Source organism: Streptomyces sp. 11x1, assembly GCF_032598905.1.
GTDB lineage: Bacteria > Actinomycetota > Actinomycetes > Streptomycetales > Streptomycetaceae > Streptomyces.
On sequence record NZ_CP122458.1, the window covers coordinates 8,435,361 to 8,459,618 of the forward strand.

Genomic DNA, 24,258 nt, shown 5'->3' on the forward strand with positions numbered 1-24,258 from the left:
CTTCGGGGATTCTTTCTGAAATGCGCTGTCAACCGAATCCGCCGGGTGGGCAACTCTTGCACAGACCCACAGCGATCGGGAGAGGAGCAGAGCCCATGGCACACCACGCTCACCAGCGACTACGGCGCGTCGCGACCGCCGTCCTGCTGCTCGCCCCCGCCGCGGGACTGCTGTGGGTCCCCTGGTACGCCGGTGCGCAGCCACGGCTCGCGGGAACGCCGTTCTTCTACTGGTACCAGCTCGCCTGGGTCCCGGGATGCGGCCTCTGCCTGCTCGCCGCGTACGCGCTGACGGACCGCCATCGCCCGGACCGCCGCCACCCGGACGGGCCGCGTCCGGACCGACATCGCTGAGCCGCACACCCACACCACCCCCTCTTCCTTCCTTCGTTCTGCCTCTCTCGCAGCACATCCGTTGAAGTCAGGAGCCGCCATGTCTACGTCAGTCATGCCCGAATCCGGTCCCGGGGCGCCGGAAAGATCCCGAATGTCGCCGAAATCGATCGCGCTCTGGATAGCCGTCGCTCTCGTCGGGGCGGTCGGCTGGGCCGTGCTCGCCCTCTCCCGGGGCGAGGAGATCTCGGCCGTCTGGCTGCTCATGGCGGCCCTCGGTTCGTATGCGATCGGCTACCGCTTCTACTCCCGGTTCATCGCCCGCCGGGTCCTCCAGGTCGACGACACCCGGGCCACCCCGGCCGAGCGGCTGGAGGACGGCGTCGACTACCACCCGACCGACAAGCGGGTGCTGTTCGGCCACCACTTCGCGGCCATCGCCGGCGCGGGCCCGCTGGTCGGACCGGTGCTCGCGGCCCAGATGGGCTATCTGCCGGGCACCATCTGGATCATCGCGGGCGTGATCTTCGCCGGCGCGGTCCAGGACATGATCGTCCTGTTCCTGTCCATGCGCCGGGACGGCAAGAGCCTCGGCCAGATGGCCCGGGACGAGATCGGCAGGGTCGGCGGCGCCGCCGCGCTGATCGGTGTCTTCGCCATCATGATCATCCTGCTCGCGGTGCTGGCGATGGTCGTCGTCAACGCCCTCGCCGAGTCCGCCTGGGGAACCTTCTCGGTCACCATGACCATCCCGATCGCCCTCTTCATGGGCTTCTACCTGCGCTATCTGCGCCCGGGCCGAGTCGTGGAGACCAGCTTCATCGGCGTCGCCCTCCTCCTGCTCGCCATCCTCGGCGGCGGCTGGATCCAGGACTCCTCGCTCGCCGAGTACTTCGTCTGGAGCCCCGAGACCCTGGTCTTCTGTCTGGTCGGCTACGGTTTCGTCGCCTCCGTGCTCCCCGTGTGGATGCTGCTGGCCCCGCGCGACTACCTCTCCACCTTCATGAAGGTCGGCACCATCGCCCTGATGGCCGTCGGTGTCGTGGTCGCCGCCCCGAACCTCCGCGCCGAGTCGGTCACCGAGTTCGCGCACACGGGCGCCGGACCGGTCTTCGCCGGCTCCCTCTTCCCCTTCCTCTTCATCACGATCGCCTGCGGCGCCCTGTCCGGATTCCACGCCCTGGTCTCCTCCGGCACCACGCCGAAGCTGATCCAGAAGGAGTCCCAGGTCCGCATGATCGGCTACGGCTCCATGCTCACGGAGTCCTTCGTCGCCGTGATGGCCCTGATCGCCGCGTGCGTCCTGGAGCCGGGCCTCTTCTACGCCATGAACTCTCCGGCCGCGCTGCTCGGCCCGACCGTCGACACGGCCGCCGAGGCGGTCAAGAACCTCGGCTTCACCATCACACCCGAGCAACTCACCGCGGCGGCCAAGGCCGTCGAGGAGGAGACCCTCGTCGGCCGCTCCGGCGGCGCGCCGACCCTGGCGGTGGGCATGTCGGAGATCTTCGCCGGGGTCTTCGGCGGCGCCGGGATGAAGGCCTTCTGGTACCACTTCGCGATCATGTTCGAGGCGCTGTTCATCCTCACCACCGTGGACGCCGGCACGCGCGTCGGGCGCTTCATGCTCCAGGACATGCTCGGCAACGTCTGGAAGCCGATCGGCCGCGTGACCTGGAAGCCGGGCATCTGGATCACCAGCGCCCTGGTCGTCGGTGCCTGGGGGTACTTCCTCTACGCCGGGGTCACCGACCCCCTCGGCGGAATCAAGCAGCTCTTCCCGCTCTTCGGTATCGCCAACCAGTTGCTCGCCGCGGTCGCGCTGGCCGTGACCACGACCGTCCTCATCAAGTCCGGCAAGCTGCGCTGGGCCTGGGTCACCGGCATCCCGCTGGCCTGGGACGTGGCCGTCACGTTCACGGCGGGCTGGCAGAAGATCTTCTCCGACAACCCGGCCATCGGCTTCTTCGCCCTCCGCGACAAGTACGCGGCGGCCATCGACAAGGGCGAACTCCTGCCGGGCGCCACGACCATGGACGACATGCACACGATCGTCACCAACAACACGGTCGACGGCGTGATCATGGCGATCTTCCTGCTGCTGGTCCTCACGGTCCTGGTCAACTGCGCCGTGGTCTGCGTCCGCGCCGTACGGTCGCCGGTGCCCCTGCCGTCGACCGAGGCCCCGTACGTCGAGTCCCGCATCGACGAGGAGGGCTCCGAGAAGGAGTTGGTGGGAGCGGGTCGGTGACCGCCCGAAGCTGGGTGCGCGGAGTCCGCTGGTACCTGCGGGAGCTGACCGGCGAGGCGGAGTACGACCGCTACTGCGAGCGGCACCGCCGACACCACCCGAAGGCGCCGCTTCCGACCCGCAGGGAGTACGACGTCCTGCGGACCCGGCGGAGAGAGGAACACCCGGAGGGCCGCTGCTGCTGAGAGCGTCGGCCTGCTGAGCCGGCCCAGGGTGCGTTGTCGGGTGCGGGTGCGTGGGGGGCTGGTCGCGCAGTTCCCCGCGCCCCTGAAAAGCAGGGGCTGCGCCCCCTGCTTTTCAGGCCCGCAGCCCCGTCGTCTTTCAGGCCCGCAGGGTCGTCGCCTTTCAGGCCCGCAGGGCCTGGTCTTTCAGGGGCGTGGGGAACTGCGCGAGAAGCCCCACCGGACCCGCATCCGACAACACGCCCGAACCCACCCGAACCCACCCCCCTCCGACCCCCGGATCCAGAGATGCTGAGACGCCGACCCTCCCTCCTGATCCGCCCCGAACTCGACGACGACCCCCTGCACAGGACCCTGACCGAACTCCGCCCCACCCCTCAACTCCACGGCCTCGGCGCCGGCCGCTCCCGCCCCCCATGGGAACCCGTGGCCGACCTCCTCCGCACCACCGGCCGGGACTGGGACCGCCGAGCCCACCGCCTCGCCGTACTGGCCCGACGCCTCCCCGCCGCCGTCCCCCAGCGCTGGACGGCCGACCGCCCGGACGACGGCGACGCCCTCACCCTGCGCGCCTTCGTCGAGTCGCACCGCACCGCCGCCACCGACCGGGCCGCCGTCCGCCGCGCCGAACACGCCTGCCTCAGCGCCGCCGAGGCCTGCCCCGAGGACCCCACCCCCTGGCTGGCGCTGCTGTCCCTGATGGACACCTGCGCCGTACCGGTCAAGGACGCCGTGCCCGTATGGACGGAAGCCGTCGACCGGGCCCCTTGGCTCCGGACGTCCTACCACCGGCTGCTGCGCTATCTGTCCCCGCGCGCACACGGCACGGTCCCCGACATGATGGACTTCGCCTGGCAGGCCGCCGCCCGCGCACCCCACGGCTCACCGCTGGCCCTGCTCCCGGTGGCGGCCCGCGTCGAACTCATGGCCCATCGTCAGGGATCGACACCCGTCGACGCCCTCGGCTCGGGCGGCGGCAACTGGAACGAGCCCCGGTCCGTCCACGAGATCGACCTGGCCCTCAAGGGCTGGTTCGACGTCGGCACCGCACCCCACGCCGAGGCCGTCACCGACCTCAACACCCTCGCCTTCGCCCTCACCCGCGCACACCGCCCGGTCGAGGCCGCCCCCGTCTTCGTACGCCTGGGCCGCCATATGACCCGCCACCCGTGGGACCTGCTCCCCGAGCCGCAACGCACGTTCACGTACTGGCGGGAGCGCTCGACCCACGCCTGACCGGCACGGGCGCCGGCACCGGCGTGGGCAACCACACCTACACCGGGGTCGGTGCGCTCTCCTTCTCGGCCTCGGCCTCCGCCGCGGCCGCCGCCTCCGCGCGGTCGCGGCGCTCCCGGCGGGCGAGGACGACGTAGCCGACGGGAACGCCGAGGGCGAAGAGCCACCACTGCAGGGCGTAGGCGTAGTTCAGCGCGGCGTTCTCGTCACCGGGGCTGCCCAGCTGTTGCGGGGTGTCGCCCTTGGGCTCGGGCTCGGTCTGCGTGAGATAGCCGCCGAGTACCTGGGCCCCGAGGCGCTTCGCCTCCCGCTCGCTGTCGATCAGCATGATCTGCCGGTCCGGCAGGCCCTTGAGGTCCTTGATGCCGCTCGCCTCGGTCGTCTCGTCGGGCATCAGGCGCCCGGTGACGGTGACCTCGCCGGCGGGCGGGGCGGGGATCTCGGGGAACGCGGTCTGGCTCGGACCGTTCGCGGGGATCCAGCCCCGGTTGACGAGCAGCACCCTGCCGTCGTCGAGCACGAACGGGGTCAGGACGTGGAAGCCGACCTCGTCGTCGGCGTTGACCCGGCGGCGGACGACGACCTCGTCATCGGTGTCGAACCGGCCCTTCGCGGTCACCGTGCGGTAGCGCTCGGCGCTGGTGACGGTGTGTCCGGGTGAGGTCAGCCGCTCCACGGGCACCGGCTTCGCGGCCAGCGCGTCGGCGACGAGCTGGTTGCGCGCGCTGCGCTCCTCGTAGCGATCCATCTGCCAGAAACCCAGCCTGACCATGGTCGGGATCAGGACGAGGGCGACCAGCGCGAGGATCACCCACTGCCGGGACAACAGGAAGCGGTACACCCCACGACCGTACAACTCGGTCGTGGGGCGTGTTCGGGCGGGTGCGCACTCGGAAGTGCTCAGACTTTGTCGACGATGCCCGCCTTCCCCTCGGCCCGCGCGCAGTGGGCGCCGCAGTACCAGTGGCCGTCGACGTCGACGCCCTGGCCGATGATCTGCACCCGGCAGTGCTCGCAGATGGGGGCCATGCGGTGGATCGCGCAGGAGAAGCAGTCGAAGACGTGCACCGCGCCCTGGGCGTGGACCTCGAAGGTCATTCCGTAGTCATTGCCGCAAACTTCGCATCTCGCCATGCGCCACAGGGTGAGCCGTCGTCACCGCGTGGGCGAGCGGATGCCGGGCGAGTCGCCCGGCAATCACCCGTCCGTACGGGTCACTCGTCGGCGGGCGCGACATCGCGGAGCAACTGCCCGAACGCGGCCTCGTCCACCACCGGCGTCCCGTACTGCCGGGCCTTGACCACCTTCGACGTGTTCGAATCGGGGTCGTTGGTCACGAGCAGACTGGTCACCCGGGACAGGCTCGTCGCCACATGCAGCCCCGCCTCGATCGCACGGTCCTCCAGCAGATCGCGCTCGACCGACGTGTCCCCGGAGAAGGCGACTCGCATGCCCTGCTTGAGCGGTTTGCCGTCCTCGAAACGCCCGGGGTTGGGGTAGGGGCACGCAGGCCGCTTCCGCGCGGGCCGCCAACTGGTGGGCCGGTAACCGCCGTAGCCGCCTCCGGGGCCCGCCTGCTGTCCGATGCGGGGTGCGGCGGGGCTGTCCCGCCACTCGGTCAGCGGCCGGCACTCGTGCAGCGGCAGCCGTACACCGCTCGCGGCGGCGACCCGCAGACTCGGCCGGAACGCCTCCGCCAGCACTCGGGCGTCGTCCAGCGCGTGGTGCGCCCGCTGCTGCACGACCCCGAAGTGCGCCGCCAGCGACTCCAGCTTGTGGTTGGGCAGCGGCAGCCCCAGCTCCTTCGACAGCGCGATGGTGCACAGCCGTTGGCGCACCGGTGCCTCGGTCTCCGCGCGCGCGTACTCCCGGGCGATCATCGACCAGTCGAACACCGCGTTGTGCGCGACGAGCACACGGTCCGCGAGCCGCGCGGAGAACTCCTCCGTGATCTCCTTGAACAGCGGTGCTCCTTCGAGCACATCGCTCGTCAGCCCGTGGATCCACACCGGCCCCGGGTCCCGCTCCGGGTTCACCAACGTGTACCAGTGGTCCTCGACCTCGCCCCGCGCGTCCAGTCTGTACACAGCCGCGGAAATTATCCGGTCGTCCCGGGCCAGCCCGGTCGTCTCCACGTCCACGACCGCGTACCCCTGTGGGTACGCGGCCGGCCAAGGCGCTTGCGACGCTGCGGTCGTGTGGTCTTCGAGCATGGTCCATGAGGATACGGGCCTCGACTGACAGCTCGTTACCCGGCGCCGGAGCGGCACAGGTGACGGAGTGACAGCTGCCGCACCGTCCCCTGGTTTGGTGGAGAGCGCCAAGAAGCAAGCGCGTACCGCCGGAAATACTTGTCAGTAACAACGTCTAGCCCCCGTCCATCAGCGGTTCTACCGTGCCCCCATGCCGAACCTGCCCGATGTCGTGCTCTGGTCGATACCCGCCTTCGTGCTGCTCACCGTGATCGAGGTGATCAGCGTCCGGATCCATCCGGACGAGGACGCCGCGGGGTACGACGCGAAGGACGCCGCGACGAGCGTAGGTATGGGGCTCGGGAGCCTTGCCTTCGACTTCCTCTGGAAGATCCCGATCGTCGCGATCTACACCGCGATCCACGAACTGACCCCGCTGCGCGTCCCGGTCCTGTGGTGGACGATCCCGCTGATGCTGCTCGCGCAGGACTTCTTCTACTACTGGTCCCACCGCGGCCACCACGTGATCCGGATCCTCTGGGCCTGTCACGTCGTCCACCACTCCAGCCGGAAGTTCAACCTCACCACCGCCCTCCGGCAACCCTGGACGACCTGGACGGTCTGGCCCTTCTACGTCCCGCTCATCGCCCTCGGCGTGCACCCGGCCGCGCTCGCCTTCTGCTCCTCCGCCAACCTCGTCTACCAGTTCTGGATCCACACCGAGCGCATCGGGAAGCTGCCCCGCGCCTTCGAGTTCGTCTTCAACACGCCCTCGCACCACCGGGTCCACCACGCCTCCCAGGGCGGCTACCTGGACCGCAACTTCGGCGGCATCCTCATCGTCTGGGACCGGCTCTTCGGCTCGTTCGTCGAGGAGGCCGAGCGGCCGGTGTACGGCCTGACGAAGAACATCGACACGTACAACCCGCTGCGGGTGGCCACACACGAGTACGTCGCCATCGCCAAGGACCTGAGGCGGGCGAACGGTTGGGGCGAGCGGGCGGGCCGGGTCTTCGGGGGGCCCGGCTGGAAGCCCGCACAGCCGATCCCGGCCCCCACACCGCCCCCGAGCCCGACCCAGGCCACGACCCCGCCCCCGACCCCGTCATCTTCGTCCTCGTCCTCGTCCTCGAAGACCGTCGCGTGAGGCGGGGCAGGGAGTCCGTCCTCCTCATCGCCTTCGGGGTCGTCGTCGGCGTCGACCTCGGGTCCCTGGCCGCCGGCTTCGACGTGGGGCACCTCGTCGCCAAACCCCTGCTGATGCCCCTGCTCGCGGTGTACGCGTACACGCGCGGCGCGCCCCGCCCGCTGATCGTCGCCCTGTTGTTCGGCTGGGGCGGCGACGTACTGCTCCTCTCCGACGCCGAACCGGCCTTCCTCGCCGGGATGGCCTCCTTCGCGGCGGGGCACGTCTGCTACCTCGTGCTGTTCGCCGGACTCGGCAGAGACCGCAGAGACCCTAGGCCCGGCCCGCCGGCGCACGCTGTCGCGTTCGGTGTCGCGTACGGCCTCGCCCTGGTCGTCGTCGTCGCGAGTCTGTGGCCCGGTCTGCCGGTCGAGCTACGTCTCCCCGTCGCCGGGTACAGCGCCCTGCTGACCACGATGGCGTGGGCCGCCACCCGGCTCGGGCTCGTCGCGGGGCTCGGCGGCGCTCTCTTCGTGGTGTCGGACATGCTCATCGCGACCGGCGTCGCCGAGTGGCCGCAGCCGCCCCGCCCCGACCTGTGGATCATGCTCACCTATCTGGCGGCGCAGTACCTGCTGACCCGGGGCGTCCTAGGCACCCCCGGCGCGCGCCCCGAGGGCACCCCGGCGGAGGGGGAGGTGTCCCGGCCCACGGTGTGACCGGCCCGCGCGGCGCACCCCCGCCGCACGTCGCCCTCACCAGCGGATCGGCAGTGGCAACGCCGTCAACAGCGCCGACACCGCGACGACCGCGCCCAGCACCACCACCTCCGCGCGTGCGGGAGCGCAGGCGTCGAGGGGATCGTCGGTCGTGCGGCGCAGCCGCAGCCGCGCACAGAGGGCCAGCACGGCGACGCAGGCCACGAGCAGGACCTTGGCGAACAGGGCGCGCCCGTACGCCGTCTCCGTCAGCTGGTCGAGGACCGTGCCCGGCGGCATCCGGCGCAGAGTGCTCCACACCCCGGTGGCGGTGACGGCGGCGAGCAGAACGGCGGCCACGCGCGCGTAGAGCCCCAGCAGCGCGGTGCCCGGCCCCGACGAGCGCCACGCGCGCGTGCGCAGGGTCCGCAGCACGTGCGGCAGGCCGCCCGCCCACAGCGCCGCGCACGTCAGGTGAATCACGGTCAGGGCGGTGCCGACCAGCGGGTCGTGGAAGTCCGTGGTCGGGTGGGCGCGCAGTGCCTCCGCGACGACGACGGCGGCCAGGGGCAGTGCCTGGGCGGTCGGCCGACGGGACAGCGCCAGCAGACCGGCCGCCGCGAAGGCGTTGACCTCCAGGAGGGCGAGCTTGCCGTCCCGGGTCTCGTAGAGGCCGCCCACGTCGATGTCGGCGGGAGAGCCCGGCACCAGATTGCCGGTGGCCACGACCGAGGCGAGCCCCAGCGAGGCCACGAGACCGGCCCCGGCGGCCCAGGGTGCCCAACTGCGCGGCGCCTGCCCGGGCGCGCCGGGCACCCGCCGCACCAGCAGCGCCACGAACAGCTCACCCGCCGGCACGCACAACGCCGCCAGCAGCACGGTCCGCAGCAGGGCGATCCCACCGGCCCCGGGTGCCCCGGCCTCACCGGTGCCGTCCAGCGCCACCCGGGGCCCCAACAGGGGTATCAGCGCCCCCACGGCGACCAGGACGAGCATCGCGACGGCCCGCCAGGTCCCTCTCCCGGTCAGGCCGGTCCGCCGCGCAGGCCCCTCCGTCTCCGCTTTCGTCGCCGCCGCCGTGCGTCTCGTCAGGTTCACCCCGGAAAGTTCACCAGCCGTACCAGAACCGGGCAAGTGTCAGAAAACAATCGCCAGTTCGATATTTCGCCCATGTGTGCGGTTCCGGGCTGCGGGTGACTCAATGCCGACTCGACTCGACGCGACCCCAGCGCGCCTCGTCCGCTCCCCAGACCCCGGGCGGCCGTGTCCAGTCCTCCGGCCCGCCCTCGAAGGAGACCGGCGACCGCGCGTACCGCAGCCGTCCCAGCGGGCTGTCCCGCTCGGCGAGCCACGCCTCCGGGCCGTCGTGGCCCGCGTGTTCGTCACCGCTCCGGTGGCTGTCCGGGCCGGGCTCGACGTCGTCCGTCAACCAGGCCGCCGTACGCGCGAGCGCCAGCCGCACGACGCTACCGCCGCCCCCGTCCACCCGCTCGGTGAGCGCCCGCAGCACGGCCGCCGCCAGCAGATAGCCCGTCCCGTGGTCCAGCGCCTGCACGGGCAGCGCGCCCGGCTGTTCCCGGGACCCCTCGACCGCCGCGATGCCCGTGGCCACCTGCACCAGGCTGTCGAAGCCTCGCCGCCCCGCCCACGGCCCGTACGCGCCCCACGCCGAGAGCTGGGCCACGACCAGCCCGGGCCGCCGCTCGACCAGCGCCTCGGGCGACAGCCCGAACCGGTCCAGCGCGCCGGGCCGGTACCCGGTGACGACGACGTCCGCCTCCGCGAGCAGTGCCTCGAAGGTCCTGGGGTCCGCGGTCAGATCGAGCGTCGCCGACCTCTTCCCGAAACCCGTGTCGGCGTGCTGGTCGAGGATCTCGGGCATCCCCGGCGGGTCGATCCGCAGCACGTCCGCGCCCAGCAGGGCGAGCGTGCGGGTGGCGACCGGTCCCGCTATGACCCGGGTCAGGTCCAGGACACGCACCCCGGCGGCCGGCGCGGACACCTCCGCCCCGGTACCGAACACACGCGCGCGTGACGCGTCGGAGCCGTCCCACCGCCACCACTCGACCAGCGGACGCTCCCGTACGGCCGCCGCCTGCTCGTGCGCCGCCCACTCCTTCGGCGTCCGCAGGGCGAACGCCAGACCCCCGGCCCCGCACACGGCCTCCTCGACCTCCAGGGACGACCGTTCGGCGAGTGCCGACCCGACGGCGGGCACCCCCTCGTCAGGCAGCTCACCGACACGCACCCCCAGCGCGGACAGCAGCCGCTCCCGGTGATGCGGATAGTTCGCGTGCGTCCGCACCCAACCGTCCGCCGTCCGCCAGAACCGCGACAGTGGCGCGAAGTTGACCGGCGCCCGCCCGTCGACGAGCAGATGACGTTCACTCACGAAGGCGGTGCCGACCGCGCCGTCGTCCACCCGCACCCGGGGGACCTCGGCGAGCCCGGCCCGGCGCGCGCCCAACTCGGCCGCCGCCAGCGCGCACACCCCGACGCAGGTCCGCGCCAGCTCCCGTACCGGCAGCCGGGCGTCGAGCACCCCGCTCCGTACGACGGTCGAGACCCTCGGCAGCAGAGTGGGATCGCCGCCCAGGGCCGCCCACACACCATCCATGTCAGTCATGATCCGAACCTACGCAACGGAAGGGCCGGGCGGTGTACCACCGCCCGGCCCGACTTCCGTGGAGAGCTCCCTACCTGGTCACCGCGTCCAGCGCGTCCGTGGTGCCGAAGCCGTAGAAGCCGTTGTAGTTCCTCGGCCCCTCGCAGACCGCGTCGACCTTGCCGTCCCCGTCGATGTCGTACGGGTCGGTGCAGGGCGTGGCGTCGGCCTGGGCGTACAGCAGTGCCTTGACCAGGGCGGCCGGAGCGTGCGGGTGGGTCGACTTGATCAGGGCCGCGACGCCCGCGACGTGCGGCGACGCCATCGACGTACCGGCCATGTAGCCCCACCTGCCGCCGGGCAGCGGACCCAGGATCAGTCCGCTGGTGGCGGGCGGGGCCGGGGTCTGGAAGCGGGTCGAGTCGCCGCCGGGTGCGGCGATGTCGATCACGCCCAGACCGTGGTTGGAGAAGGACGACTTGATGCCCTTGGCGCCGGTCGAGGCGACCGTGACGACACCCGGCAGCTGGGTCGGGATGTCGAGGCACTCGGACGGGTCGATCACCCGGTCCGACGGCGTCGAGTCGTTGGGGGAGACCGGGTCGGTGATCTCGTCGGCCGCGAGGTCGTAGTTCTCGTTGCCGGCCGCGGCGACATTGACCGCGCCCTTCTGCTCCGCGTACTTCGTCGCCCGGCCGAGGGCCTCCACCAGCGCCTTCTGGTCCGGGTCGTTCTTGCAGTTGAAGTACCAGGGGTCGGTGTAATAGCTGTTGTTGGTGACGTCCACTCCGTGCTCGGCCGCCCACATGAAGCCGCAGACAACGGCCTCCGTGTAGAAGTAGCCGGCGGTGGTCGACACCTTGATGCCGGACACCTTCACCCCGGGCGCCACACCCGTGACACCGACGCCGTTCTTCGCGGCGGCGATCTCACCGGCCACATGGGTGCCGTGCGCGCTCTCCGTGGGCCCCGGCCGCCAGGCCCCGTCGCTGGTGTCGGGCTTGCCCGTCACACAGTTGGCGGAGGCGTCGCGGTCGAAGTTCGGCGCGATGTCCGGGTGCGTGTCGTCGACACCGGTGTCGATGACGGCGACCGTGACGTCCCGGCTGCCGAGCGAGACCTCGTGGGCCTTGTCGGCCTTGATGGCCGGCAGGTCCCACTGCAACGGCTCCAGCGGGTCCTGCCCGTCCACCGCCTCGACGTCGGCGACCTCCTCGGCGGTCAGCACCTTCGGGGTGCCCACGTCGGTGGTCGACTGGGCGGGCAGCGGCGCGGTGCGGGTGGCACCGGCCGACCGCACCCCGCGCACCTCACGGATCTCCGCGGCGAAGCCGGGGTTCGTGGAGTGGACGACCACGACCCCGATCCGGTCGTACGACGTCACGATCGTGCCACCGGCCTCCGCGATCGCCTTCTTCACGTGCGCGGAGGGCCCGTGCCCGGCGCGCACGTTGACGACATAGCTGAGCCCGGGTGCGTCGGACTGACCGGCCGATCCGGCCGATCCGGCCGACTCGGCCGCCGAGGCCGTGATGTCAGGTACGACGAGCAGCGCGGTCGCCATGGCCATCCCCAGCGGGATCGCGGTCAGACGACGGGAGCGTTTGAGAGGCGCTGTCATGCTGTCTCCAGTTCGCTGTGGCTGCTCGCCGCTGCGGTTACTTGACGGCCTTCAGGGCGTTGACGATGCCGAACCCGTAGAAACCGTTCACGCTGGGGCTGCCTTCGCAAACCGCGTCCTGGACGCCGTCGCCGTTCTGGTCGTACGACGTCGGGCAGGCCTGCTCGTCCGCCTGGGCCTTCAGCAGCCACTGCAGCTGCTTCGGGGAGGCCCACGGGTGCGTGGACTTCAGCAGCGCGGCGACACCGGCGGCGTGCGGCGACGCCATCGAGGTGCCCTGGAGGTAGCCGTACTCGCCGTTCGGCATCGTGGACAGGATGCGGCCGTTCTTCGACGGCGTGTCCGGGATCTGGTAGCGGCTGTCACCACCCGGGGCCGCGATGTCGACGACGCCGTTGCCGTACGTGGAGTAGAACGACTTCTCGTTCTTCACGCCCGTCGCGCTGACCGTGACGATGCCCGGCAGCTGGGTCGGCACGTCGAAGCACTCGCTCGGGTCGATGGTGCGCTCGACCGGCGTGGTGTCGTTCGGGCTGGACGCGTCCAGGATCGCGTCGGAGGCCAGGTCGTGGTTGGAGTTGCCGGCCGAGGCCAGGTGCAGGGTGCCCTTCCTGGTGGCGTACTTCTGCGCCCGGTTCACCGCGTCGACGATGGCTTCCTGGTCCGGGTCGTCCACGCAGTTGTAGAGCCACGGGTCCACGTAGTAGCTGTTGTTCGTGATCTCCACGCCGCGGTCGGCGGCGAAGACGAACGCGCAGACGACCGACTCGGCGTAGAAGAGGCCGCTGGCACGGTCGGTCACGTTGATGCTGGAGACCTTCACACCCGGCGCGACACCGGCGACACCGACGCCGTTGCGGGCCGCGGCTATCTCACCGGCCACATGGGTGCCGTGGTAGTCCTGAGGGGTGTACGGGCGCCAGGAGCCCTCGCTGGTGTCCGCGACACCGCCGTTGCAGTTGGCGGACTGGGACTTGGAGAAGTTCGGCGCCAGGTCCGGGTGGGTGTCGTCGACGCCCGTGTCGATGACGGCGACCGTGACCTTCTTGCTGCCATCGTCGATCTTGGCGGCCTGGTCGGCGCCGATCGAGCGCAGGTCCCACTGGTCGGCCTCAAGAGGCTCGGCGTCGGGGATGTCCGCCGAGGCGGCCCTCACCTTCGCGGCCTCCGCGTCCGTCAGCATGTCGACGGCGCCCAGGTCCGTCGTACCGGCGGGGGTCAGCGGCGAGGTCCGGGTGGCACCGGCGGACTGCACCCCACGCGCCGCGCGGATCGTCGCACCGAACGCGGGGTCGGTCGAGTGGACCACGATCACGCCGATCTTGGCGTAGGTGACCACTATCTTGCCGCCGGCCTTGGTTATCGCCTTCTGCACGGAGGCGATCGTGCGCTTGTCCGTCTTCGTGTTCACGACGTACGACAGGTTCGGGCCCTCCGCGGTCGCGGCGGTGGACTCCGTGACCGGGGCCGCCGAGGCGACACCCGGCAGGAAACCGAGCGAGGCGGTCAGCGACAGGACGACCGGCACCGCGAGTGCGAGCTGTCGCCTGGAGCGCAGATGAGCCATGGGATCTCCACATCATCCTCAAAGAAACCGGCCCGAGACACACGGGTGCCCGGGCAGGTACATGACGTTGGTGGTGCAGCCCGAAGCTATCCCTGGTCGTCGCCGGCCAGCAATGACTTCACGGGCGGGAGGCCGAAGTAGAGGGGTAACCCTCGAAGTCACCGCACCTCCCGGCCGTTTCCCCACGGCCGCGTGTCGAACGTGTACGGCTCCCGCGGCGCTTTCCGAATCGGTTTTCGAAAGAAACACGCACGGTTGAACCGGTCCTCGTGTGCCGCCGTGACGTTGAGCAGGGAGCGCGAGCACGATCGCGCACCCGTCATCGAAGGAACAGAGCCGACCCCATGTCCGAACCCAGTCCGTCCCCCGATCCGACGGCGAAAAAGTCACCGCCCACCGTCGCGAAGGCGGCTCAGACGCGAGGAGACTCCGTGGCAACCGACGCACCGCCCCCAGCGAAGGCCGAGCATCACCTCCCCTCACCCGAGGAGTTCGCCGCGGTCCAGGAGAGCGCCGAGTTCGCCGAACTGCGCCGCTCCTACCGCTCGTTCGCCTTCCCGCTGACCGTGGGCTTCATCGCCTGGTACCTGCTGTACGTCCTGCTCTCCAACTACGCGGGCGACTTCATGGGCACCAAGCTCTTCGGCAACATCAACGTCGCCTTCGTCCTCGGCGTCGCACAGTTCGTCACCACGTTCCTCATCGCCTGGTGGTACTCGAAGCACGCCGCCGCGAAGCTCGACCCCAAGGCCGAGGCGATCAAGTCCCGGATGGAGGGCGGCGCATGAGCTCCGTACAGCAGACGTTCCTCGCGGCCAACGAGGCGAGCCAGCACCGGCCGCTCATCATCACCCTGTTCGCGCTGTTCGTCCTGGCGACCCTCGGCATCACCATCTGGGCCGGCCGCCAGACCAAGGACGCCGCCGACTTCTACGCGGGCGGGCGCCAGTTCAGCGCCTTCCAGAACGGCCTCGCGGTCTCCGGCGACTACATGTCGGCCGCGTCCTTCCTCGGTATCGCGGGCGCGATCGCCCTCTTCGGCTACGACGGCTTCCTCTACTCCATCGGCTTCCTCGTCGCCTGGCTGGTCGCCCTGCTCCTGGTCGCCGAGCCGCTGCGCAACTCCGGCCGCTACACCATGGGTGACGTGCTCGCGTACCGCATGCGCCAGCGCCCGGTCCGCACCGCGGCCGGCACGTCCACGATCGTCGTCTCGATCTTCTACCTGTTGGCCCAGATGGCGGGCGCGGGCGTCCTCGTCTCGCTGCTGCTCGGCATCACCTCCGACGCCGGCAAGATCCTGATCGTCGCCCTCGTCGGCGTTCTGATGATCGTCTACGTCTCCATCGGCGGTATGAAGGGCACCACCTGGGTCCAGATGGTGAAGGCGGTGCTGCTGATCGGCGGCACGATCCTCATTACGTTCCTGGTGCTGCTGAAGTTCAACTTCAACATCTCCGATCTGCTCGGCACGGCCGCCGAGAACAGCGGCAAGGGCGCCGCCTTCCTGGAGCCCGGCCTCCAGTACGGCGCGACCGGCACCTCCAAGCTGGACTTCATCTCCCTCGGCATCGCCCTGATCCTCGGCACCGCGGGCCTGCCGCACATCCTGATCCGCTTCTACACGGTGCCCAACGCCAAGGCCGCCCGTAAGTCCGTGAACTGGGCCATCGGTATCATCGGCGGCTTCTACCTGATGACCATCGCCCTCGGCTTCGGCGCCGCCGCGCTGATCTCCCAGGACGAGATCATCGCCTCCAACCCATCGGGCAACACGGCGGCCCCGCTGCTCGCCCTGCACCTCGGCGGTGTCGACTCGGCCTGGGGCGCGATCCTGCTCGCCACGATCTCGGCGGTGGCCTTCGCGACCATCCTCGCTGTGGTCGCCGGCCTCACCCTCGCCTCGTCGTCCTCCTTCGCGCACGACATCTACGCCAACGTCATCCGCAAGGGGAAGGCCTCCGGCGCCGAGGAGGTCCGCGCGGCCCGCTGGGCGACCGTAGCCATCGGCATCGTCTCCATCGGCCTCGGCGCCCTCGCACGCGACCTGAATGTGGCCGGCCTGGTCGCGCTCGCCTTCGCGGTCGCGGCCTCCGCCAACCTGCCGACCATCCTCTACAGCCTCTTCTGGAAGAGGTTCACCACCCAGGGCGCGCTGTGGTCGATCTACGGCGGTCTGATCGTCGCCGTCGGCCTGGTGCTGTTCTCGCCGGTGGTCTCCGGCGACCCGAAGGCGATGTTCCCGGACGTCGACTTCGCCTGGTTCCCGCTGAAGAACCCGGGCATCATCTCCATCCCGTTCGGCTTCCTCATGGGCTTCCTCGGCACCGTCCTGTCCAAGGAGAAGCCGGACGAGGCCAAGTACGCCGAGCTGGAGGTCCGCTCCCTCACGGGTACCGGCGCACACTGATCCGGCCCGCCGCGCACGGGGCCGCCGTAGATCCCTACGGCGGCCCCGCGTGCTGTCCGCGTCGTAGGGATCTACGGCGATTCCTCGCCGCGTCTCGTGCGATCGGGCCTGTGATGTTGTCAGCGCGGTCACGTAGGCTCGCAGATGTCGAACGATTGTGATCCGCCGCGAGGGAGGGGGCCCACGTGCTCATCGACACCTACGGCCGAGTGGCCACCGACCTGAGGGTTTCGCTGACCGACCGGTGCAATCTGCGCTGTACGTACTGCATGCCCGAAGAGGGCCTGCAGTGGCTGGCCAAGCCCGACCTGCTCGACGACGACGAGATCGTCCGTCTCATCGACATAGCCGTCCGCGTCCTGGGCGTCGAGGAGGTCCGCTTCACCGGCGGTGAGCCGCTCCTGCGCCCCGGCCTGGTCGGCATCGTGGAGCGCGTGGCGGCCCTCGCCCCCCGCCCCCAGATGTCCCTGACCACCAACGGCATCGGCCTCAAGCGCACGGCGACGGCCCTGAAGGCGGCCGGCCTGGACCGGGTGAACGTCTCCCTGGACACCCTCCGCCCGGACGTCTTCAAGACCCTCACCCGCCGGGACCGCCTCAAGGACGTCCTGGAGGGCCTGCAGGCCGCCCGCGACGCCGGCCTGACCCCCGTCAAGGTCAACTCGGTCCTGATGCCGGGCCTGAACGACAACGAGGCGCCCGACCTCCTGGCCTGGGCCGTCGAGCACGACTACGAGCTGCGTTTCATCGAGCAGATGCCCCTGGACGCCCAGCACGGCTGGAAGCGCGACGGCATGGTGACCGCCGGCGACATCCTGACCTCCCTGCGCACCCGCTTCGACCTCACCCCCGAGGGCCAGGACGAACGCGGCTCGGCCCCGGCGGAACGCTGGCTGGTCGACGGCGGCCCCCACCGCGTGGGCGTCATCGCCTCCGTCACCCGCCCCTTCTGCTCCGCCTGCGACCGCACCCGCCTCACCGCCGACGGCCAGGTCCGCACCTGCCTCTTCGCCCGCGAGGAGACCGACCTGCGCGCCGCGCTGCGCTCCGGCGCCCCGGACGAGGAGATAGCCCGTATCTGGCGCCTGGCGATGTGGGGCAAGAAGGCGGGCGCGGGCCTCGACGACCCGTCGTTCGTCCAGCCCGACCGCCCGATGTCGGCGATCGGGGGCTGACAGCCGCGCCCCAGCCCCCTATTCCTTGGGCGATTCCTCGGGCGCTTCCCACTTCTCCAGCTCGACGACATCCTTCAAGAAGCCCCGCACGCCCAGGAACTGCGACAGATGCTCCCGATGCTCGTCGCACGCGAGCCACGTCTTGCGCCGCTCAGGCGTGTGCAGCTTCGGGTTGTTCCAGGCGAGCACCCAGACCGCGTCGGCCCGGCACCCCTTGGCCGAACAGATGGGGGAGGACGGATCGGAGCCGGGGACGTTGAGGATGTTCACGCGTCGACCCTAGCCGCAGGGATCCGGCCGTAGAAAAGGCGACGCCGAGCAGCCACGGGGGGAGCTGCCCGGCGTCGGTCTGTCGCTCCGACGGGGGATGCGGAGCGCGTACGAAGTATGTCACGGGTAGGCCTCTGCCCGGCACAGGAACTACATGATTGATCTGAGCTTTTCTTGAGCTTGGCGGGTGGCCGGATTCCGCTTCGTACGGACGGTCTCAGGGCCGGAGCTCAGGCCCGCTCGCGCGGCTCGCTCCGCCGGCCCGCCGCGCTGTCGGCCGCAGGGTCGGCCGCGGAGTCCTCCGGGACGGATTCCGCGGGCGGCGTGATCATCGGTCGCATGGGCGCCCGCACGAACGTGGAGGGCAGCGAGGGCGCGTTCTCCCGGCCCGCGTTGGCGATCACCACGGCGATGTACGGCAGCACCGCGCCGAGCACCAGCGCGACGACCGCGACGTGCCGTTCGACGTTCCAGAGGACCGCGGCGGCGATCACCGCGAGGGTGCGCACGGACATCGAGATGATGTAGCGACGCTGTCGGCCGCGGACGTCGTCGGCGAGGCCCTGCCGGGCACCTGTGATCCGGAAGACCTCGACGTTGCCATGCTTCCGCATCGCGTTCCACCACCTGCCCGTTCGGAGGCACCCGGCCTGTTCCCGCCCGTGTCCGCTCCAGGGAACGCGGTCCGGACAAGCTCAACGTTACGCCGCGTCTGCGCCGCCTACGAGACCGGGTCACCTTCCACGGAGAGTGCGGGACATGCGCCGTAGCGTGTACAGCGGTGCCCGACATGCGGCGTACCGCAGGCAGGCCGACACTGGGCGTAATGCTCACGTCGAGCCGTACGAGGAGGCAGCCATGGGCTGGTTGTGGGCGATCATCGTGGGATTCGTACTGGGCCTGCTGGCCAAGGCGATCCTCCCGGGCAAGCAGCACAGCCCGCTCTGGCTGACGACGATCTTCGGCATGCTGGGCGCCGTCCTCGGCAACGCGATCGCACGCGGCTTCGGCGTTGAGGAGACCGCCGGCATCGACTGGAGCCGCCACATCTTCCAGCTGGTCGCCGCGATCGCCATCGTGGCCCTGGGCGACATGGCGTACATGGCGACCCTGGGCAAGAGAAAACAACGACGGGTCTGAGCCCCGTAAGGGGCGCGGGGAACCGCGCGAGCAACCACGACGCAGCGGCACTCGCGGGGCCCCACGCCCCTACGGCCCTAGGCTCCGGCCACCTCGACCGCGGCCAGGTTCTTCTTCCCCCGCCGCAGCACCAGCCACCGCCCGTGGATCAGCTCTTCCCGGGAGGGCACCGCGTCTTCGGCGGTGACCTTCACGTTGTTCACGTACGCCCCGCCCTCCTTCACGGTCCGCCGCCCCGCGGACTTGCTGGGCACCAGCCCGACCTCCGCGAAGAGGTCCACGACCGGCGCCAGCTCGGTCACCTTCGCGTGCGGCAGCTCGGAGAGCGCCGCGGCCAGCGTCTTCTCGTCCAGCTCCGCCAGCTCGCCCTGACCGAACAGGGCCCGGGACGCGGCGATCACGGCGGCCGTCTGCCGCTCCCCGTGCACCAGCGTCGTCAGCTCCTCGGCCAGCGCCCGCTGCGCGGCCCGTGCCTGCGGCCGCTCCTCCGTCTGCTTCTCCAACTCCTCAAGCTCCGCACGGGACTTGAAGGACAGGATTCGCATGTACCGGCTGATGTCCCGGTCGTCCACGTTCAGCCAGAACTGGTAGAACGCGTACGGCGTGGTCATCTCCGGGTCGAGCCAGACGGCGCCGCCCTCGGTCTTGCCGAACTTGGTGCCGTCCGCCTTGGTCATCAGCGGGGTGGCCAGCGCGTGCGCCTCTACACCGGGCTCCAGCCGGTGGATCAGGTCCAGGCCGGCCGTGAGGTTGCCCCACTGGTCGCTGCCGCCCTGCTGGAGCGTGCAGCCGTACCTCCGGTAGAGCTGGAGGAAGTCCATGCCCTGGAGGATCTGGTAGCTGAACTCGGTGTAGCTGATGCCCTGGTCGGACTCCAGACGACGGGCGACGGAGTCCTTCGTCAGCATCTTGTTGACGCGGAAGTGCTTGCCGATGTCCCGCAGGAACTCGATGGCGGACAGGCCCTCGGTCCAGTCGAGGTTGTTGACCATGACGGCCGCGTTCTCGCCCTCGAAGGACAGGAACGGCTCGATCTGGCCGCGCAGCTTTCCGACCCAGCCGGCGACGGTCTCCGGGTCGTTCAGCGTGCGCTCCGCCGTCGGGCGGGGGTCGCCGATCAGGCCCGTCGCACCGCCGACCAGCGCCAGCGGCCGGTGACCGGCCTGCTGGAGCCGGCGCACGGTGAGCACCTGCACCAGATGTCCGACGTGCAGGGACGGCGCGGTCGGGTCGAAACCGCAATAGAACGTGACGGGACCGTCCGCGAGCGCCTTGCGCAAAGCGTCCTCGTCGGTGGACAGGGCGAACAGGCCCCGCCACTTCAGCTCGTCGACGATGTCCGTCACGGTTCTCGTGTCTCCTCGAGTGGGTCGCACCAGGTGAATCAGGTACGAGGTTATACGCCCTGGCTGACAGAACTCATATTGAAATCCGGCACCCGCAGGGCGGGCATCGCGGCCCTGGTGAAGTAGTCGCTCCACTCGCGCGGCAGCGTCTTCTCCGTGCGCCCGGCCTCCGTGGCCCGGCCGAGCAGGTCCACCGGCGACTCGTTGAACCGGAAGTTGTTGACCTCGCCCGTGACCTCGCCGTTCTCCACGAGGTAGACGCCGTCCCGGGTCAGCCCGGTCAGCAGCAGCGTGGCCGGGTCGACCTCGCGGATGTACCAGAGGCAGGTCAGCAGCAGCCCGCGCTCGGTGTCCGCGACCATCTCCTCCAGGGAACGGTCCGCGCCGCCGTCCAGGATCAGGTTGCCGATCGTCGGCACCACCGGCAGCCCCGTCAGACCCGCGCTGTGCCGGGTCGTCGGCAGGTGCGCGATCTCGCCGCCGCTGATCCACTCGGTCGCCTTCAGCGGCAGCCCGTTGTCGAACGCCGAGCTGTCGCCGCCGGAGGAGTGGGCCAGCACGAAGGGCGCGGTCTCCAGGCCCGGCTCGTCGGGGTCGCTGCGCAGGGTCAGCGGCAGTTCGGTCAGCCGCTCGCCGATCCGGGTGCCGCCGCCGTGCTTGCTGAACACCGTCCGGCCCTCCGCCGCGTCCCGCGCCGACGCCGACCACATCTGGTAGATCAGCAGGTCGGCCACGGCCGTCGGCGGCAGCAGCGTCTCGTACCGTCCGGCGGGCAGCGGCACCCGCCGCTCGGCCCAGCCCAGGCGTACGGCCAGCTCCGTGTCCAGAGCCGCCGGGTCGACGTCCTTGAAGTCCCGCGTGGAACGCCCCGCCCAGGCGGAACGCTTGCGGTCCGGGGACTTGGCGTTCAGCTCCAGCGTCCCGTTCGGCTGGTCGTGGCGCAGCCGCAGCCCGGTGGACGTGCCGAGATAGCTCGACACCAGCTCGTGGTTGGCGAAGCCGTACAGCTCACGCCCGCCCGCCCGCGCGCGTGCGAAGGACTCGCCGAGGGCCGGCGCGAAGTCGGCGAACACGGCGGAGGAGGTCTCGGCGGGCGCGTCGGTGAAGTCGGGGGAGTGCGGCACCCCCGTGACCAGCGGCTGGGCGTCCTCGGCCGGACCGGCGCCGTGTGCGGCGGCCTCGGCGGCCCGCACCAGCGGCTCCAGCTCCTCGGCGGTGACGGCGGCCCGCGACACGACGCCGGAGGCGGTGCCCTCCTTGCCGTCGACGGTGGCGACGACGGTCACCGACCGGCCCCGGGTGACCCCGTTCGTGGTCAGCGCGTTGCCGGCCCAGCGGAGGTTCGCCGTCGAGTACTCGTCGGCGATCACCACACAGCCGTCGGCCCGGGAGAGGTCGAGGGCCCGCTCGACGATCTCGTGCGGCTTGTGCGCCTTGCTGCTGCGCGCGCTCATCGACCGGCCTCCTGCGTGGTGTTCAGGCTGTGCTCGCCCGGGGGACGACCCCCGGACCCCCGGCAGATCCCGTGGTGCGCGCTCATCGACCGGCCTCCTGCGTGGTGTTCAGAATGTTGACGCCCTTGAAGAGGGCCGACGGGCAGCCGTGGGACACCGCGGCGACCTGACCCGGCTGGGCCTTCCCGCAGTTGAACGCGCCGCCCAGGACATAGGTCCCCGGCCCGCCGACGGCCGCCATGGATCCCCAGAAGTCGGTCGTCGTCGCCTGGTAGGCGACGTCCCGCAGCTGCCCGGTGATCTGCCCGTTCTCGATCTTGAAGAAGCGCTGCCCGGTGAACTGGAAGTTGTACCGCTGCATGTCGATGGACCACGACCGGTCCCCGACGACGTACACGCCCCGGTCGACCCCGCCGATCAGATCCTCCGTCGACATCCCGGCCGGATCGGGCTTCAGCGACACATTCGCCATGCGCTGCACCGGAACGTGCCCGGGGGAGTCGGCGTACGCACACCCGTTGGAGCGGCCGAGGCCCGTCAACTTCGCGATGCGGCGGTCGAGTTGGTAGCCGACCAGGGTGCCGTCGCGGACGAGGTCCCAGCTCTGGCCCGCCACGCCCTCGTCGTCGTACCCGATGGTCGCCAGACCGTGCTCGGCGGTGCGGTCACCGGTGACGTTCATCAGCTCGGAGCCGTACCGGAGCTTGTCGAGCTTGTCGAAGGTGGCGAAGGACGTGCCGGCGTACGCGGCCTCGTAGCCGAGCGCGCGGTCCAGCTCGGTGGCGTGGCCGATGGACTCGTGGATGGTCAGCCACAGGTTGGACGGATCGACGACCAGGTCGTACACGCCCGCCTCGACGCTCGGTGCCCGCATCTTCTCGGCGAGCAGCTCCGGGATGCGCGCCAGCTCGTCGTCCCAGTCCCAGCCGGTGCCCGTGAGGTACTCCCAGCCGCGCCCGACCGGCGGTGCCAGCGTCCGCATCGAGTCGAACTCACCGCTGGACTCGTCCACCGACACGGCGGTCAGCGACGGGTGCAGCCGTACCCGCTGCTGGGTGGTGACGGTCCCGGCGGTGTCCGCGTAGAACTTGTTCTCGTGGACGGTGAGCAGCGAGGCGTCGACGTGGTTGACCCCGTCGGCCGTCAGCAGCCGCGTGCTCCACTGCGTGAGCAGCGCGGTCTTCTCCTCGTCGGGGACGGTGAACGGGTCGATCTCGTAGGAGGAGATCCAGGTCTTGTCCGCGTGCACCGGCTCGTCGGCGAGTTCCACCCGTTCGTCGGACCCGGCGGCCTTGATGACCTGGGCGGAGAGCTTGGCCATGGCCACGGCCTGCGAGGCGACCTTCGCGGCGGCGTCCATCGTCAGGTCCACCCCGGACGCGAACCCCCAGGTCCCGCCGTGCACCACCCGCACCGCGTACCCGAGGTCGGTCGTGTCCGACGACCCGGCCGGCTTCGCGTCCCTGAGCCGCCAGGACGCGCTGCGCACCCGCTCGAACCGGAAGTCGGCGTGATCGGCGCCGAGGGCACGGGCGCGGGCTAGGGCTGCGTCGGCGAGGGCCCTGAGTGGAAGTGCCAGGAATGACTGATCAACTTCGTGGGGCACGGGTGAAAATCCCTTCGGACGCTTGCCTGCGGTGGCCGTCGGAGGCAGTGAATCATGTCTCGCTCGCCTGATCGCCGGAGAAAGATGCGCTGTCGGCCGGGAAGAAAGGCAGGGAAACCAGCGGCGGACGGGGCCTGGCGAGGCAGTAGGGTGACTCAGTTGCGTGGTGCCGTGCCCGACGGGGATGAAGCCCCTGGCCACGGTCCATGGGCAGGCGGATGTACGGAAACAAGGGGGCCGGCCAAGTCATGGACGTCTTCGGTGTCCATCACGACCTCACCGCCGAGTACGAGGCGTTCACCAGTTCGCTCGTCGCGGTGCGGGGTCGGGACATCGAGTCACACCTGGCCGCGGAGCGTGAACGCAAGACCCGCTGGCCCGACCCCAAGCTCGCGCTGAACCCCACCTTCCGCAGTGGCGGAACCGTGGCCTCGATGTGCGACGACGGTCTCCTGCACCCCTTGTGCCGGGACTACTTCCGGCACAAGAAACACCCTCAGGACCCAGGCAGCCGGACACTCTCCCTGCACCGGCATCAGCGTGAGCCATCGCCGCGGCGGACCGTGGGGACTCCTACGTGCTCACCACAGGCACGGGTTCCGGCAAGAGCCTGACGTACATCGTGCCCATCGTCCACGAGGTGCTGAGTCGGCCGAACCCGGACGGGGTCTCCGCGATCGTGGTCTATCCCATGAACGCCTTGGCCAACAGCCAGCTCCATGAGCTGGAGAAGTACCTCACGTGGGGAGTCCCGGAGGATCGTCGCAAGGTCACTTTCGCGCGGTACACGGGCCAGGAGGACTCGGAGCAGAAACTCCAGGTCCTCCGTAGGAAGCCGGACATCCTCCTCACCAACTGCGTGATGCTGGAGTACCTCCTCACCCGCCCCGACGAGCGGCGGGAACTGATCGGTGCCGCGCGAGGCCTGCGCTTCCTCGCCCTCGACGAGCTGCAATCTACCGGGGCCGTCAGGGGCCGACGTTGCCCTTCTCGTGCGTCGTCTGCGGGACGCCTGCGAGGCGCCGGACCTCCAGTGCATCGGAACAT

At 70.5% G+C, this 24,258-nt stretch carries 23 protein-coding genes and 1 pseudogene; 12 read left to right on the plus strand and 12 right to left on the minus strand.

The features are described 5' to 3' along the window. The first annotated feature begins 95 nt into the window (after window positions 1-95). The 4 genes from P8T65_RS37015 (at window position 96) to P8T65_RS37030 (ending at window position 4,001) form a co-directional block, all read left to right on the plus strand. Window positions 96-353 (plus strand): DUF3311 domain-containing protein, encoded by a 258-nt coding sequence (locus P8T65_RS37015; protein WP_230214288.1) that lies wholly within the window; start codon window positions 96-98, stop codon window positions 351-353. A gap of 79 nt (window positions 354-432) precedes the next feature. Next, window positions 433-2,583, plus strand: coding sequence for a carbon starvation CstA family protein (locus tag P8T65_RS37020; RefSeq protein WP_316729617.1), 2,151 nt, complete (start codon window positions 433-435; stop codon window positions 2,581-2,583). Further along, a complete protein-coding gene (locus tag P8T65_RS37025; RefSeq protein WP_184895736.1) occupies window positions 2,580-2,768 on the plus strand; it encodes a YbdD/YjiX family protein in 189 nt (62 codons plus the stop codon). Before P8T65_RS37020 ends, P8T65_RS37025 begins: the two co-directional genes overlap by 4 nt. Window positions 2,769-3,053: 285 nt before the next feature. After that, a complete protein-coding gene (locus tag P8T65_RS37030; RefSeq protein WP_316729620.1) occupies window positions 3,054-4,001 on the plus strand; it encodes a hypothetical protein in 948 nt (315 codons plus the stop codon). Window positions 4,002-4,038: 37 nt separating this feature from the next. Here P8T65_RS37030 and P8T65_RS37035 read toward each other — a convergent pair whose 3' ends face one another. From P8T65_RS37035 to P8T65_RS37045, 3 genes are all read right to left on the minus strand, one after another. Beyond that, window positions 4,039-4,842 (minus strand): SURF1 family protein, encoded by an 804-nt coding sequence (locus tag P8T65_RS37035; RefSeq protein WP_316729622.1) that lies wholly within the window; start codon window positions 4,840-4,842, stop codon window positions 4,039-4,041. Window positions 4,843-4,901: 59 nt separating this feature from the next. Next, window positions 4,902-5,135 (minus strand): hypothetical protein, encoded by a 234-nt coding sequence (locus P8T65_RS37040; protein WP_078853751.1) that lies wholly within the window; start codon window positions 5,133-5,135, stop codon window positions 4,902-4,904. A gap of 80 nt (window positions 5,136-5,215) precedes the next feature. Beyond that, window positions 5,216-6,214, minus strand: a complete 999-nt coding sequence (locus P8T65_RS37045) for a DEDDh family exonuclease (RefSeq protein ID WP_316729626.1) — start codon at window positions 6,212-6,214, stop codon at window positions 5,216-5,218. 190 nt (window positions 6,215-6,404) lie between these two features. Here P8T65_RS37045 and P8T65_RS37050 point away from each other — a divergent pair, with 190 nt between their 5' ends. Together P8T65_RS37050 and P8T65_RS37055 are read left to right on the plus strand one after the other, a co-directional pair. Beyond that, entirely contained in the window at window positions 6,405-7,340 is a 936-nt protein-coding gene (locus P8T65_RS37050) for a sterol desaturase family protein (protein WP_316729629.1), read from the plus strand. Then, window positions 7,337-8,038: a lysoplasmalogenase gene (locus P8T65_RS37055; protein WP_316729630.1), complete on the plus strand. Its 702-nt coding sequence runs from the start codon at window positions 7,337-7,339 to the stop codon at window positions 8,036-8,038. Before P8T65_RS37050 ends, P8T65_RS37055 begins: the two co-directional genes overlap by 4 nt. Before the next feature lie 36 nt (window positions 8,039-8,074). Here the strand turns inward: P8T65_RS37055 and P8T65_RS37060 are convergent, their stop codons facing one another. The 4 genes from P8T65_RS37060 to P8T65_RS37075 all read right to left on the minus strand — a co-directional run bounded on the left by P8T65_RS37060 (window position 8,075) and on the right by P8T65_RS37075 (window position 13,810). Beyond that, window positions 8,075-9,115, minus strand: a complete 1,041-nt coding sequence (locus P8T65_RS37060; RefSeq protein WP_399101762.1) for a CopD family protein — start codon at window positions 9,113-9,115, stop codon at window positions 8,075-8,077. 100 nt (window positions 9,116-9,215) lie between these two features. Beyond that, a complete protein-coding gene (locus tag P8T65_RS37065; protein ID WP_316729632.1) occupies window positions 9,216-10,643 on the minus strand; it encodes a CoA transferase in 1,428 nt (475 codons plus the stop codon). A gap of 70 nt (window positions 10,644-10,713) precedes the next feature. Further along, window positions 10,714-12,243 (minus strand): S8 family serine peptidase, encoded by a 1,530-nt coding sequence (locus tag P8T65_RS37070; RefSeq protein ID WP_316729634.1) that lies wholly within the window; start codon window positions 12,241-12,243, stop codon window positions 10,714-10,716. Between the two features lie 37 nt (window positions 12,244-12,280). Further along, the gene (locus P8T65_RS37075) at window positions 12,281-13,810 is read right to left on the minus strand and encodes a S8 family serine peptidase (RefSeq protein WP_316729637.1); all 1,530 of its coding nucleotides are present in this window, start codon (window positions 13,808-13,810) and stop codon (window positions 12,281-12,283) included. Window positions 13,811-14,241: 431 nt separating this feature from the next. On the opposite strand from P8T65_RS37075, the gene P8T65_RS37080 reads away from it, so the two are divergent. From P8T65_RS37080 to moaA, 3 genes are all read left to right on the plus strand, one after another. Continuing rightward, window positions 14,242-14,598, plus strand: a complete 357-nt coding sequence (locus P8T65_RS37080; protein ID WP_316729639.1) for a DUF485 domain-containing protein — start codon at window positions 14,242-14,244, stop codon at window positions 14,596-14,598. Next, window positions 14,595-16,220, plus strand: coding sequence for a cation acetate symporter (locus tag P8T65_RS37085; protein ID WP_316729641.1), 1,626 nt, complete (start codon window positions 14,595-14,597; stop codon window positions 16,218-16,220). Before P8T65_RS37080 ends, P8T65_RS37085 begins: the two co-directional genes overlap by 4 nt. A 185-nt stretch (window positions 16,221-16,405) precedes the next feature. Beyond that, the gene (gene moaA, locus P8T65_RS37090; protein ID WP_316729643.1) at window positions 16,406-17,395 is read left to right on the plus strand and encodes a GTP 3',8-cyclase MoaA; all 990 of its coding nucleotides are present in this window, start codon (window positions 16,406-16,408) and stop codon (window positions 17,393-17,395) included. 18 nt (window positions 17,396-17,413) lie between these two features. On the opposite strand, the gene P8T65_RS37095 is transcribed toward moaA, so the two are convergent. Both P8T65_RS37095 and P8T65_RS37100 read right to left on the minus strand, forming a co-directional pair. Then, window positions 17,414-17,665 (minus strand): hypothetical protein, encoded by a 252-nt coding sequence (locus P8T65_RS37095; RefSeq protein WP_184895758.1) that lies wholly within the window; start codon window positions 17,663-17,665, stop codon window positions 17,414-17,416. Window positions 17,666-17,895: 230 nt separating this feature from the next. Next, window positions 17,896-18,279 carry a DUF3099 domain-containing protein gene (locus tag P8T65_RS37100; protein ID WP_230214271.1) on the minus strand — a complete coding sequence of 128 codons (384 nt, stop codon included), beginning with the start codon at window positions 18,277-18,279 and terminating at the stop codon, window positions 17,896-17,898. Window positions 18,280-18,523: 244 nt separating this feature from the next. On the opposite strand from P8T65_RS37100, the gene P8T65_RS37105 reads away from it, so the two are divergent. Beyond that, a complete protein-coding gene (locus P8T65_RS37105; protein WP_184895760.1) occupies window positions 18,524-18,805 on the plus strand; it encodes a GlsB/YeaQ/YmgE family stress response membrane protein in 282 nt (93 codons plus the stop codon). A 77-nt stretch (window positions 18,806-18,882) separates the two neighbouring features. Here P8T65_RS37105 and tyrS read toward each other — a convergent pair whose 3' ends face one another. From tyrS to P8T65_RS37120, 3 genes are all read right to left on the minus strand, one after another. Beyond that, window positions 18,883-20,151, minus strand: a complete 1,269-nt coding sequence (gene tyrS / locus P8T65_RS37110) for a tyrosine--tRNA ligase (RefSeq protein ID WP_316729647.1) — start codon at window positions 20,149-20,151, stop codon at window positions 18,883-18,885. Window positions 20,152-20,201: 50 nt separating this feature from the next. Continuing rightward, window positions 20,202-21,605 carry a metallopeptidase TldD-related protein gene (locus P8T65_RS37115; RefSeq protein ID WP_316729649.1) on the minus strand — a complete coding sequence of 468 codons (1,404 nt, stop codon included), beginning with the start codon at window positions 21,603-21,605 and terminating at the stop codon, window positions 20,202-20,204. A gap of 82 nt (window positions 21,606-21,687) precedes the next feature. After that, entirely contained in the window at window positions 21,688-23,211 is a 1,524-nt protein-coding gene (locus P8T65_RS37120) for a TldD/PmbA family protein (RefSeq protein WP_316729651.1), read from the minus strand. A gap of 248 nt (window positions 23,212-23,459) precedes the next feature. On the opposite strand from P8T65_RS37120, the gene P8T65_RS37125 reads away from it, so the two are divergent. Together P8T65_RS37125 and P8T65_RS47475 are read left to right on the plus strand one after the other, a co-directional pair. Beyond that, on the plus strand, window positions 23,460-23,825 hold the full coding sequence (locus tag P8T65_RS37125) for a hypothetical protein (RefSeq protein ID WP_316729653.1): 366 nt from the start codon (window positions 23,460-23,462) through the stop codon (window positions 23,823-23,825). Continuing rightward, a pseudogene (locus P8T65_RS47475) lies at window positions 23,789-24,118 on the plus strand (DEAD/DEAH box helicase); the annotation flags it as partial. The gene P8T65_RS37125 and the pseudogene P8T65_RS47475, both read left to right, overlap by 37 nt. Window positions 24,119-24,258 lie beyond the last annotated feature (140 nt).